This window comes from Planotetraspora kaengkrachanensis (assembly GCF_016862895.1).
In the GTDB taxonomy this organism is placed as follows: Bacteria; Actinomycetota; Actinomycetes; order Streptosporangiales; family Streptosporangiaceae; genus Planotetraspora; species Planotetraspora kaengkrachanensis.
Map to the genome: position 1 here is coordinate 38,015 of NZ_BONV01000050.1, position 12,430 is coordinate 50,444.

Annotated in this window: 9 protein-coding genes; 1 reads left to right on the forward strand and 8 read right to left on the reverse strand. The window is 68.4% G+C overall.

The features are described 5' to 3' along the window. Window positions 1-42: 42 nt before the first annotated feature. The 8 genes from Pka01_RS36815 to metH all read right to left on the reverse strand — a co-directional run bounded on the left by Pka01_RS36815 (window position 43) and on the right by metH (window position 11,392). A complete protein-coding gene (locus Pka01_RS36815) occupies window positions 43-1,056 on the reverse strand; it encodes an ABC transporter ATP-binding protein (RefSeq protein WP_203887619.1) in 1,014 nt (337 codons plus the stop codon). Window positions 1,057-1,134: 78 nt separating this feature from the next. Further along, window positions 1,135-2,160, reverse strand: a complete 1,026-nt coding sequence (locus tag Pka01_RS36820) for an ABC transporter ATP-binding protein (RefSeq protein WP_203887620.1) — start codon at window positions 2,158-2,160, stop codon at window positions 1,135-1,137. Between the two features lie 55 nt (window positions 2,161-2,215). Next, the gene (locus Pka01_RS36825) at window positions 2,216-3,229 is read right to left on the reverse strand and encodes an ABC transporter permease (RefSeq protein WP_203887621.1); all 1,014 of its coding nucleotides are present in this window, start codon (window positions 3,227-3,229) and stop codon (window positions 2,216-2,218) included. 89 nt (window positions 3,230-3,318) lie between these two features. Beyond that, the gene (locus Pka01_RS36830) at window positions 3,319-5,091 is read right to left on the reverse strand and encodes an ABC transporter substrate-binding protein (protein ID WP_203887622.1); all 1,773 of its coding nucleotides are present in this window, start codon (window positions 5,089-5,091) and stop codon (window positions 3,319-3,321) included. 53 nt (window positions 5,092-5,144) lie between these two features. Next, window positions 5,145-6,140, reverse strand: coding sequence for an ABC transporter permease (locus Pka01_RS36835; RefSeq protein WP_203887623.1), 996 nt, complete (start codon window positions 6,138-6,140; stop codon window positions 5,145-5,147). Window positions 6,141-6,455: 315 nt separating this feature from the next. Next, entirely contained in the window at window positions 6,456-6,932 is a 477-nt protein-coding gene (locus tag Pka01_RS36840; protein WP_203887624.1) for a cellulose synthase, read from the reverse strand. A 185-nt stretch (window positions 6,933-7,117) separates the two neighbouring features. Then, on the reverse strand, window positions 7,118-7,759 hold the full coding sequence (locus Pka01_RS36845; RefSeq protein WP_239116008.1) for an HAD family hydrolase: 642 nt from the start codon (window positions 7,757-7,759) through the stop codon (window positions 7,118-7,120). Window positions 7,760-7,927: 168 nt separating this feature from the next. Then, a complete protein-coding gene (metH, locus tag Pka01_RS36850) occupies window positions 7,928-11,392 on the reverse strand; it encodes a methionine synthase (protein WP_203887625.1) in 3,465 nt (1,154 codons plus the stop codon). Window positions 11,393-11,575: 183 nt separating this feature from the next. Between metH and Pka01_RS36855 the strand changes: the two genes are divergently transcribed. Next, window positions 11,576-12,430 carry a PAC2 family protein gene (locus tag Pka01_RS36855; RefSeq protein ID WP_203887626.1) on the forward strand — a complete coding sequence of 285 codons (855 nt, stop codon included), beginning with the start codon at window positions 11,576-11,578 and terminating at the stop codon, window positions 12,428-12,430.

Consider the following 12,430-nt stretch of genomic DNA (forward strand, 5'->3'; position numbering starts at 1 on the left):
GCGGGAGCCGTACCGGTGGAAACCCTTGGGGGCGCCGTCCGGTCAGGCGGTGGTGGCCGCGGGCTCCGCGGCGGCCGCCGGGGTGTTCTCCGGGAAGTGGCAGGCGACCTGGTGGCCGGTGGCGAGCGTCTCCAGCGGCGGCTCGACCGTCTTGCAGATCTCCTGGGCCTTCCAGCACCGGGTGTGGAACCGGCAGGCGGGCGGCGGGTTGAGCGGGGACGGCACGTCGCCCTGCAGGCGGATGCGCTCCCGCCCGCGTCCCTTGGGGTCGGGGATCGGCACGGCGGACAGCAGCGCGTTCGTGTACGGGTGCATGGGCGACTCGTACAGGCTCTTGCGGTCGGCCAGCTCGACGATCTTGCCGAGGTACATCACGGCGACCCGGTCGCTGATGTGCCGGACCACCGACAGGTCGTGCGCGATCACCACGTAGGTGAGGTCGAGCTCGCCCTGCAGGTCCTCGAGGAGGTTCACCACCTGAGCCTGGATCGACACGTCGAGCGCGGAGACCGGCTCGTCCGCGATGATCAGCTTCGGCTTGAGCGCCAGGGTCCTCGCGATGCCGATGCGCTGCCGCTGACCGCCGGAGAACTCGTGCGGATAACGGTTGTAGTGCTCCGGGTTGAGGCCCACCAGCTCCAGGATCTCCTGGACCGCCTTCTTGGTGCCCTGCTCGGTCTTGATGCCCTGGATCCGGAACGGGGCGCCGACGATGGCGCCGACCGTGTGCCGGGGGTTGAGCGAGCTGTAGGGGTCCTGGAAGATCATCTGCACGTCCCGGCGGAGCGGGCGCATCCGGCCCTGGGACATGTGCGTGATGTCGTTGCCCTCGAAGACGATCTTCCCGCCGGTCGGCTCGATGAGCCGGGTGATCAGCCGCCCGGTCGTCGTCTTGCCGCATCCCGACTCGCCCACCAGGCCGAGCGTCTCGCCCTTGACGACGTCGAAGCTGACGCCGTCGACGGCCTTGACCGCCGCCACCTGGCGCTGGAGGAGCCCCTTGGTCACGGGGAAATGCTTCTCCAGCCCCTGGACGGACAGCAGGGGCTCACTCATGGGTCTCTCCTCGCGTGACGACTCGCGCTCCGCTCCGGCGGGACGCCGCGTTCGTCGTGTCTCGCTCACCGCGCCGGCTCATGACGCCTCCAGGCTCGGCTTGATCTCGGCCTCCCAGATGGAGCGCCGCATGTCACGTGGCATGTGGCAGCGCACCAGGTGACCGCCCTCGGTCTCCGCGAGCTGCGGGACCTCGCTCTTGGCCTTGCCGTCCGTGCGGTCCTCGAAGGTGCAACGCGGATGGAAGGCGCACCCGGCCGGCACGTTGATCAGCGACGGCGGCGAGCCCTTGATCGGCAGGAGCCGTTCGGTCCGATCGCGGTCGAGCCGGGGCATGGAGCCCAGCAGACCCCAGGTGTAGGGGTGCTCGGGCCGTTCGAAAATGTCCTCGGCGGTGCCGTACTCGATGCACTTGCCGCCGTACATGACCAGGATGTCGTCGGAAAGCTCGGCGACCACGCCCAGGTCGTGCGTGATGATGATCAGGGCGGCGTTGAAGTCGCGCTGGAGGTCACGCATCAGGTCGAGGATCTGCGCCTGGACGGTGACGTCGAGGGCCGTTGTCGGCTCATCGGCGATCAGCAGTTCGGGGTCGCAGCTCAGCGCCATCGCGATCATGGCCCGCTGCCGCATGCCGCCGGAGAACTCGTGCGGGTAGCTGTCCACCCGCCGGTCCGGCTGCGGGATGCCCACCCGGCCGAGCAGGTCGATCGCGTGCTTGCGCGCGACCTTCTTGCTGACGTCGTTGTGGATCCGGTACGCCTCGATGATCTGGGCGCCCACCGTGTAGAACGGGTGCATCGCCGACAGCGGATCCTGGAAGATCATCGCCATCTTCTTGCCGCGGAGCGTGCGCACGTGATCGGCGCTGGCGCCGACGAGTTCCTCGCCGTCCAGCCAGATCTCGCCGCCGAGCTTCGCACGCCCGCCCTTGTGCAGGCCGAGGATGCCCAGCGAGGTGACGCTCTTGCCGGAGCCGGACTCCCCCACGATGCCGAGGGTCTTGCCGCGGTCGAGCGAGAAGGACAGCCCGTCGACGGACTTGACCAGGCCGTCGTCGGTCGGGAAGTGGACCTTCAGGTCCTTCAGTTCAAGAAAGCTCACGAGCCCTCCTTCGTCGGCCTCACTCGCGGGCTCCCGTGCTTATTCGTTCGCTCGTTCACACGAGCCTCACCCTCGGGTCGACCACGGCGTACAGGAGGTCGACGACCAGGTTCGCGAAGACCACGAAGAACGCGGCGACGAGCGTCACGCCCATGACCTGGGGAAGGTCCTGGTGGCCGATGGCGTCGATGGCGTACTTGCCCATGCCCGGCAGGGAATAGGTGCTCTCGGTGAGCACCGCGCCGCCGAGCAGCAGTCCCAGGTCGAGACCGAAGATCGTAAGGATGGGGGTGAGCGCGCCGCGCAGGCCGTGCTTGGCGACCACGACCCGTTCCGGCAGGCCCTTGGCCCGCGCGGTCCGGATGTAGTCCTCGCCCATCGTCTCCAGCATGCCCGCCCGGGTGAGCCGGGCATACCCGGCGGCGTACAGGAAGGCGAGCGTGATCCACGGCAACAGCAGGTTGTACGCCCACGTGGCCGGGTTGTCGAGGAAAGGCGTATACGTGTTGCCCGGTGCCGTGATGTGCAGGCCGTAGCTGAACACCACGAGCGACACGATTCCGGTGAAGAAGATGGGTAGCGACACGCCCGCGAGGGCGATGCCCATCGCCGCCCGGTCGAAGAAGCTGCCGCGTCTCAGCGCGGACAGCACGCCGGTGGCGACTCCGGCGATGACCCAGATCAGCGCGGCCCCGATCGCCAGGGAGACCGTGACGGGGAGCCGGTCGAGCAGGTCCGGCCAGACCGGCAGCCGGGTGAGGAAGGAGTACCCGAAGCAGGGCGCCGGGCAGTGCTCCACGCCGGGGCCGTAGTCGTAGTCGGCGCCGGCCACGATGCCCTTCGCGAAGCGCCCGTACTGCACGACGAGCGGATCGTTGAAGCCCAGCTTCTCAGCCGCGACCTTGACCTGCTCCGCCGAGGCGGTGCGCCCGACGTAACGGGCGGCGAGATCCTCCGACGTCGCGCCGGCCAGGCGCGGCACCAGGAAGAAGATGGCGAACGTGATGATGCTCACGATGGAGAGCATCACGACCGACCAGATCAGCCGCCGGATGATGTATGTGACCACTGTCCCCCCGGCTCCGGGGGCCGGCCCTTACGAGCCGGCCCCCTTGCCGCGTTCACGCGTAGCGCGGATCTATCGGATGTGCAGGGTTGTTACTTGACGCCCATGCCGAGGTAGTCGTACATGCCGTACGCGTCGTTGACGAACACGTTCGTCGCGTTCTTGCTGCGCACCAGCAGAGCCTTGGCCCAGACGTTCGGCAGGATGTAGGCGTCATCCATGACCTTCTTGTCGATCTGGGTCCAGATGGCGTTGCGGGCGTTGGCGTCGGTCTGCTCCATCGCCTGGTCGATCAGCTTGTCGACCTCGGGGTCGCGGACGCTGACGTTCGAGGAACCGCCGGTGTCACGGATGACGCGGCTGTCGACGATCTGCTGGAGGAAGCCGAAGCCGTCGGGCCAGTCCGACTGCCAGCCGTTCATGGCCAGGCCGAGCTTGTTGTCCTTGGCGTAGCCCGGCTTGCCGGCGTACAGGGCGAAGTAGTCGGCCTGCGGGAAGGGCTTGAGGGTCAGCTTGATGCCCACGCGGCCCAGCGACTGCTGGAGCGCCTCGGCGGCCGCCTTCTCCTTCGGACGCTCGGCCCGGTAGGAGATGTTGGTCTCGAAGCCGTTCGGCTGGCCACAGGCGGTCAGCGCCTCCTTGGCCTTGGTGACGTCGCCCTTGTTGTCGGCGCCCGGCACCCAGGTGTTGAAGTCCTCGTGGCCGGGGATCGACGGCGGCAGCAGGCTGGTGGCGATCTGACCACCGGCGAACTCGCCGCCCCACGCGGTCTGCAGCGCCGTCTTGTCGGCGGCGTACTCGACGGCCTTGCGGCACTCGAGGTTGTCGAGCGGCGGGACGTTGCCGTTGATCGACGTGTACCAGAGGCGGGTGCCGGTCGGGTTGTCCGTGTTCGCCTTCATCGCCGGGTCCGGCAGGACGCGGCCGAGGGCGGCCGGCTGCACACCGGTGCCCGCGATGTCGACGTCGAGGTCACCGGCGAGGATCCGGTTGTCGATGTCGTCGGCGTTGACGTTGGTGGCGACGTCGTAACCGTCGGGCAGCGCCTTGCGGTTCGGGTCGGTCGCCGGGTCCCACTGGTCGTTGCGGACGAGCGTGAAGCCCTTGCCGATCTCGTTCTTGTCGAACTTGTACGGCCCGGTGGAGATCACGTGCTCCTTGTACTTCGCGCCGGTGTCCTTGGCCTTGGGGACCGGGATGGTGGCGGGAAGCTGGGCGAAGTAGTCGAAGTTGCTCAGCGGCTTGATGAGGTGGAAGACGATCGTCTGGTCGTCCGGCGTCTCGATGGCGCTGTCGGTGTTGGCGTCCGGCGACTTGTAGGCGCCCTTGTAGTCCTTGGGCCAGTTCAGGAAGTCGTTGAAGTAGGTGTACCCGTCAGGGAACACCTCCTTGTCGAACGACCGCTCGACGCCGTACTTCACGTCCTTGGACGTGACGGGGGTGCCGTCCTCGAACTTGATGCCGGCCTTGAGCTTGTAGGTCCAGGTCTTGGCGTCGTCGCTCGGCGTGCCCAGGCCCTCGGCGAGGTCGGGCGTCAGCTCGTTGCCCTCCTTGCCGGGCGCGGACTTGAACATCACCAGCGAGCGGCCGTAGAGCCGGATGAAGTTCCAGGAGTAGCCGTAGTACGTGTCGCCCGGGTCGAGGGAGTCCCAGTCACCCGCGTTCGCGAACTTGAGGATGCCCCCCTTCTTGTCCGACGGGTTGACCACCGCGGTGAGGGCGCCGTTGAACTCGCCCGTCGCTCCGGCCGCCGTCGCCCCACCGGACGCCGACGGCGTGCTGCTCGAACCGCCTCCACAGGCGGCGAGGCCGAGAGCGAGGACCGCGCTCAGCGCGGCCACGCCCAGTCTCGTTGTTTTCTGCATCTACGGATCCCTTGATTGGTAGAGCCGGGGAACTTACCGGAAATCGAGAGAATTCATCGAGCCTTCGGATCGAGGGCATCCCTCAGGCCATCGCCGAACAGGTTGAACGCCAGGACGGTGATGAAGATCGCCATGCCGGGGAAGAACATGAAGTGCGGAACCGTGTAGAACCGGACCGCGTCCGACAACATGCCGCCCCACGTGGGGGTGGGCGGCCTGACACCGACGCCGAGGAACGACAGCGCCGCCTCGAAGAGCACGTTCGTCGGGATCAGCAACGTCGCGTAGATCAGGATCGGCGCGACGAGGTTGGGCAACATCTCGCGGAAGATGATGTACGGCCCGCGGGCGCCCAGGCTCCGGGCCGCGTCCACGAACTCACGCTCACGCAGCGACAACGTCTGCCCGCGAATGATGCGGCCGATGTACGGCCAGTTGAAGAAGCCGATGATGAAGATCAGCAGGGAGACACGCAGAGTGTCGCCGGTCAGGCCGAACGCGCTGTCCGGGACGACGCCCGCGAGCGCGATGGCGAAGACCAGGATCGGGAAGGCCAGGAAGACGTCCATCGCCTTGCTGATGATCGAGTCGACGATTCCGCCGAAATATCCCGCCGTGACGCCGAGCAGCGTGCCGATGACGACGGACAACAACGTCGCGAGGAAGGCGATCAGCAGCGAGATGCGGGCGCCGTAGACGACGCGGCTGAAGATGTCGCGGCCGTTGACGGGCTCGATCCCGAAGAGGTGGTCGGCGCTTATGCCCGTACCGCTCTTGGGCACCAGCGTGGCCGGGTCGATGAGATCGGAGTTGAACTGCGTGGGGTCCTGGCCGAAGATTCCGGCGATCACCGGTGCGAAGATCGCCACCAGGATCAGGAAGATCACCACCATGCCGCCCGCGAGGGCGACCTTGTCGCGCTTGAGGCGCATCCAGGCGATCTGGCCGAGCGAACGGCCCTGGATCGCCTTGGCCTCGGACTGCCCCGCGAGGACGGATTCTGGCGTGGCCTCGAATTCCGATCCGGGCACGTCCAGCGGCGCGGTCATAGACCCTCCTTGCGCGGTCCCATGACCAAGGTGCTGACTTCCTTACTGACCTTGCTACGCGCGGCCATGGGTATGGGGCCCCCTGGATCGCAGACGACAGTGTTCCCGAGACCCGGGTGTGTGGGCCTCTGGAACGCACAATGTATGCGCTGAGCTGCAGTGACCAGGACCTAGAGGGCGCCTGTTGTTCAACTGTGATTCATGCGAAACTCATTCGTGTTGATCTTGGAAGGATTGTCGGGGTCTCGTTTCTGTTGTGTCGCAGATCCGTGACAGAACGTCGATGAGTGTCACAAGTCACCAAATGTGGGATCTTCAGCTGATCCCACGCCGCTTGAGGATGTCCTCGATGTCGGAGAAATCGTCGGCGGGCGCGGGCTTGGCGCCCCCCTCGACGGGCTGCGGCCCGGCCGCCTTGGCCGGCTTGCGGGGCGTGCCCGGCTTCGCGGCCGCCTCCGGGTCGGCGCCGGCCGCGCGCGCCCGGGACAGGGTCCTGCCCCGCATCCCGCCCGAGACGAAGAAGAGCAGGGCCGACACTCCGGTGACGACGACGCCCGCCCAGACCATCGGCGAGAAGACGAGGCCGGTGACGAAGCCCACGACGGCGGAGCCGATGTTCCACACCGTCCTGAGCGCTCCGGTGAGGTAGGCCGCCAGGGGCAGCAGCGACCAGGCGGTGGCGCGCAACCCCGCGGCGAGTCCCCTGCGGCGGAAGGCCAGATAGCTCAGCGCGATCCCCACAGCGGTGACCCCGGCGCTGAGCGGCAGCCAGGCGATCTGGTCGAAGGTCATGGCGGTCCCCTAAGTCACGGCCGGACATCACTGTCCATCCTGGCACGCGGCCCGCCGCTCCGCGCGGGAGTGATCACCCGTCGGCCGCCGGTGGCGATCATGCATGCGTCCGGCGGCCGGGGAGCACGTACGGCTCCCGGGATCAGAGCTCCGGGATCAGCGGCCCGTGAGCGGCCCCTCCGTGATCAGAGGACGTGCGACCGCAGCAGGTCGACGTTCACATCTAGCAGCGAGGGCATGACGAGCCGGCCTTCCGCCGGCGCGATGGGGAGCACGCTCGGCACGGCCACGACCCGGCAGCCGGCCGCCGTCGCCGCGGCCACGCCGTTCGGCGAGTCCTCCAGGACGGCGCACCGCACCGGGTTCACCCCGAGCAGCGCCGCCGCGGTCAGGTAGGGCTCGGGGTCGGGCTTGGTCCGCGAGACGTCGTCCGCCGTCACGATCACCTCGAAGTGCTCGCGGCCGACGCCCTTCAGGACGGCGTCGGCGATCACCCGCAGGGAGGAGGTGACCAGCCCGATGCGGATCCCGTGGTCGCCCAGGCTGCGCAGGAGTTCGCCCGCGCCCGGCATCAGGACGACCCCCGTGGACAGGCGCCTCTCCATGCCCTCGATCAGCCACTCGCCGACGATCGCCGGATCGACGTCGGTCCGGGTCAGGGCCAGCATGTAGGCGACGGTCCGCTCCCAGGACCCCCCGACCAACTGCTCCTGGTGCTCCGGCCCCCAGGTTCCCCCGAGGCGGCCGACGACCTCCTCCTCGACCTCGAACCAGACCCGCTCGGTGTCGACGAGCAGACCGTCCATGTCGAACAGCACAGCGTCCACGAGACCCCTTCCCCCGGCTGAGCGCCTTCGTCGAGCAAGAGGGGGGACCCAACATGGTAGAGGTCCCCCCGGAGCCTTCCTCACCCCGGGGAGCCGAGAGGAGTACGGCCCGGGCCGGGGAGGCGTCAACACCGCCGCCCCGGCCCGCATTCCGCGAAAGCCCGGAGGCTAGACGTTGAAGTACTTCGCCTCGGGATGATGGGTGATCAGCGCCGACGTGGCCTGCTCGGGGTGGAGCTGGAACTCCTCCGACAGGGTGACGCCGATGCGCGAAGGATCGAGCAGCTCCATGAGCTGAACCTGGTCCTCCAGGTTCGGGCAGGCCGGGTACCCGAAGGAGTAGCGGCAACCCGCGATGTTGACCTTGAGCATGTCGGCGAGCGACTCGTCGCCGCCGATGCCAAGCTCGGTCCGCACCCGTGCGTGCCAGTACTCCGCGAGGGCCTCGGTGAGCTGCACCGACAGACCATGGAGCTCCAGGTAGTCGCGGTAGGCGTCCTTCGCGAACAGCTCCGCGGCCGCCTCGCTGATCCGGCTGCCCATGGTGGCCACCTGGAAGGCGATGACGTCGACCTCTCCGGAGTCGCGCGACCGGAAGAAGTCGGACAGGCACAGGTGCCGGTCGCGCCGCTGGCGCGGGAAGGTGAACCGGGTCCGCTCGTTCCCCGCCTCGTCGAGGATGATCAGGTTGTCGCCCTCGCTCACGCACGGGAAGTACCCGTACACGACGGCGGCCTCGAGGAGGTTCTCCGTCTGCAGCCGGTCGAGCCACATGCGCAGCCGCGGCCGGCCCTCGGTCTCCACGAGTTGCTCGTAAGAGGCCCCGTCGTCGCCGCGTGCTCCCTTGAGGCCCCACTGGCCCATGAACGTGGCCCGCTCGTCCAGGAAGGCCGCGTATTCGGCGAGCGGGATGCCCTTGACCACCCGGTCGCCGAAGAACGGCGGCTTCGGCACGGGGTTGTCGGCCGCGACGTCGGAGCGGGCCGGCAGGTCCTCGACGGCGGTCCGGGTCAGGACCGCGCCGGTCTTCACCCGGCGCTCCCGCAGCGCGGGCAGCTCCGCCCCCTCCACGCCGCGCTTGACCGCCATGAAGGCGTCCATCAGCCGCAGCCCCTCGAACGCGTCCCTGGCGTACCTGACCTCGCCCTGGTAGAGATCGGCGAGGTCCTGCTCGACGTACGCCCTGGTCAGGGCGGCTCCACCCAGAAGGACCGGATACTTGTCCGAGATGCCCCGGGAGTTCATCTCCTCGAGGTTCTCCTTCATGATGACCGTCGATTTCACGAGAAGTCCGGACATGCCGATCACGTCGGCCTTCTCGTCGTCGGCGGCCTCGAGGATGGCCGACACCGGCTGCTTGATGCCGAGGTTCACGACCTCGTAGCCGTTGTTGGACAGGATGATGTCCACCAGGTTCTTGCCGATGTCGTGCACGTCGCCCTTGACCGTGGCGAGCACGATCCGGCCCTTGCTCACCCCGTCGACCCGGTCCATGTGCGGCTCGAGCTGCGCCACCGCGGTCTTCATGACCTCGGCCGACTGCAGCACGAACGGCAGCTGCATCTGACCGGAGCCGAACAGCTCGCCGACGGTCTTCATGCCGTCGAGCAGCACGTCGTTGATGATCTCAAGGGCGGGCCGCTGGGTGAGCGCCTCGTCGAGGTCGCCCTCCAGGCCCTTCTTCTCCCCGTCGATGATGCGCCGCTTGAGCCGCTCCCACAGGGGGAGCCCGAGGAGCTCGGCGGCCTTGTCGGCCTTGAGCGCGGCGGCGTCCATGCCCTCGAACAGCTCCATGAAGCGCTGCAGCGGGTCGTAGCCCTCGCGGCGCCTGTCGTAGACGAGGTCGAGCGCCACCTGGCGCTGCTCGTCGGGGATCCGCACCATCGGGAGGATCTTGGAGGCGTGCACGATGGCCGAGTCGAGGCCGGCGTTGACGCACTCGTTGAGGAAGACCGAGTTGAGCACGATCCGCGCGGCCGGGTTGAGGCCGAAGGAGACGTTCGACAGGCCGAGCGTCGTCTGCACCGTGGGGTAACGCCGCTTGAGCTCGCGGATCGCCTCGATGGTCTCGATGCCGTCGCGGCGGGTCTCCTCCTGGCCGGTGGCGATGGGGAAGGTCAGGCAGTCGACGATGATGTCGGGGACCTGCATCCCCCAGTTCGTTACCAGGTCCTCGATGATCCGGGTGGCGACGCGGACCTTCCACTCGGCGGTGCGTGCCTGGCCCTCCTCGTCGATGGTCAGCGCGACCACGGCGGCGCCGTGCTCCTTGACCAGGCGCATCACCTTGGTGAAGCGGGAGTCGGGCCCGTCGCCGTCCTCGTAGTTGACCGAGTTGACGACAGCGCGGCCGCCGAGCATCTCCAGGCCGGCCTCGATGACCGCGGGCTCGGTCGAGTCGATAACGATCGGCAGGGTCGAGGCGGTGGCGAAGCGGAACGCCAGCTCCTTCATGTCCGCCACGCCGTCGCGGCCGACGTAGTCGACGCACAGGTCGAGCATGTGGGCGCCGTCGCGGGCCTGCGCCCTGGCGATGTCGACGCACTCCTCGTAGTTCCCGGCGAGCATGGCCTCGCGGAACGCCTTGGAGCCGTTGGCGTTGGTCCGCTCCCCGATCGCGAGGTAGGAGGTGTCCTGGCGGAAGGGGACGTGCTGGTACAGCGAGGCCGCCCCCGCCTCCGGGCGGGGGCGCCGGGCGGCGCGTTCCTTGCCTGCGTTGCGCTCGACGACCTTGCGCAGGTGCTCGGGCGTCGTGCCGCAGCATCCGCCGATCAGGGCGAGGCCGTAGTCGCGGGTGAAGCCCTCGTGGGCGTCGGCGAGCTCGTCGGGGGTGAGGGGGTAGTGGGCCCCCTCGGAGGTGAGCTGGGGAAGGCCGGCGTTCGGCATGCACGACAGCGGCAGGCGGGCGTGCTTGGCGAGGTAGCGCAGGTGCTCGCTCATCTCGGCCGGCCCGGTGGCGCAGTTGAGGCCGATCAGGTCGACGCCCAGCGGTTCGATGACCGTCAGCGCCGCGCCGATCTCCGAGCCCAGCAGCATCGCGCCGTTGGTCTCGATGGTGACCTGCGTGATGATCGGCACGTCGCGGCCCGCTTCGGCGATCGCCCGCTTCGCGCCGACGACGGCCGCCTTGACCTGGAGCAGGTCCTGGCACGTCTCGATGATCAGGGCGTCCGCCCCGCCCGCGATCAGGCCGGCGGCGTTCTCCCGGTAGGCGTCGCGCAACGTCATGTACGGCAGGTGGCCCAGGGTGGGGAGCTTGGTGCCCGGCCCCATGGAGCCGAGGACGAACCGGGGGTGTTCGGCCGTCGACCACGTGTCGGCCTGCTCCCTGGCCAGCCTCGCGCCCGCCTCGGAGAGCTCGAAGATCCGGTCGGCGATGCCGTACTCGCCGAGAGCCGCCTGGTTGGCGTTGAACGTGTTGGTCTCGACGCAGTCGACGCCCACCGCGAGATACGCGTCGTGAACGGCTCTGACGATGTCGGGACGGCTCACGTTGAGCACGTCGTTGCAGCCCTCGTGGCCCTGGAAGTCGTCCAGGGTGGGGTCGTAGGACTGCAGCATCGTCCCCATGGCCCCGTCGGCGACCAAGACTCGCTCGGTCAGCGCTTCGCGGAAGGAGGGTCTGCTGGTCATGCGTCAAAGCCTATCGGCTGGGTGTCATGACAAATTCCACATGATCTCCCTTGGCGGCGTCGTGTCCCCTGTGTTTCCGGGCACAACGAAGGCCCGGTGATGTTCGTGGGTGACGCCCGGGTACCCTCACCGAATAGTCTTGGGTTGAACGATAAATCAGTGGCCCAGTTAGGGAGGCGGCGCGTGATCGAGTTCGAAGGGCTCCCTGAGCTCGTCGACCCGGTGCTCATCGCCGCGTTCGAGGGGTGGAACGACGCAGGTGAGGCCTCAAGCGGCGTCATCGCCCACCTCGAGACGATGTGGAAGGCGATCCCGCTCGTCGAGCTGGACCCGGAGGATTATTACGACTTCCAGGTGACCCGGCCGATCGTGGAGCTCGGTGAGGGTCTCACCCGGTCCATCATCTGGCCGACCACCCGTCTGCTGCTCGCCCGCCCGCCGGGCGCCAAGCGCGACGTGGTGCTCCTGCGCGGCATCGAGCCCAACATGCGCTGGCGCTCGTTCTGCGCCGAGATCGTCGGGCTCTGCCACGACCTGGGCGTCGACCTGGCGATCCTGCTCGGCGCGCTGCTCAACGACTCCCCGCACACCCGCCCGGTCCCGGTGGTCGGGTCCGTGAGCGATCCCGGGCTCGCCCGGGCGCTCAACCTGGAGCTGACCAAGTACGAGGGGCCCACCGGCATCGTGGGCGTGCTCCAGCACTCGCTCGGCTCCGCCGGGCTGCAGGCCATGTCGCTGTGGGCGTCGATCCCCCACTACGTGGCCCAGCCGCCCAACCCGAAGGCCACGCTGGCGCTGCTGCGCCGGATCGAGGACATGCTCGACATCCCCATGCCGTACGGCGAGCTGGCCGAGGAGGCCCGCGCCTGGGAGCACGGGGTCGACGAGCTGGCATCCCAGGACTCCGAGGTCGCGGAGTACGTCAAGGAGCTCGAGGAGCGCAAGGACGCGGCCGAACTGCCCGAGGCGAGCGGCGACGCCATCGCGGCCGAGTTCGAGCGGTACCTGCGCCGCCGGGACCGCGGCACCGACGGCTGA

What these genes read in the sequence shown, in the direction of transcription:
- Pka01_RS36815 (WP_203887619.1), bottom strand. Translation starts at nt 1,056, where the DNA reads ATGAGTGAGCCCCTGCTGTCCGTCCAGGGGCTGGAGAAGCATTTCCCC.
- Pka01_RS36830 (WP_203887622.1), bottom strand. Translation starts at nt 5,091, where the DNA reads ATGCAGAAAACAACGAGACTGGGCGTGGCCGCGCTGAGCGCGGTCCTC.
- Pka01_RS36835 (WP_203887623.1), bottom strand. Translation starts at nt 6,140, where the DNA reads ATGACCGCGCCGCTGGACGTGCCCGGATCGGAATTCGAGGCCACGCCA.
- Pka01_RS36840 (WP_203887624.1), bottom strand. Translation starts at nt 6,932, where the DNA reads ATGACCTTCGACCAGATCGCCTGGCTGCCGCTCAGCGCCGGGGTCACC.
- metH (WP_203887625.1), bottom strand. Translation starts at nt 11,392, where the DNA reads ATGACCAGCAGACCCTCCTTCCGCGAAGCGCTGACCGAGCGAGTCTTG.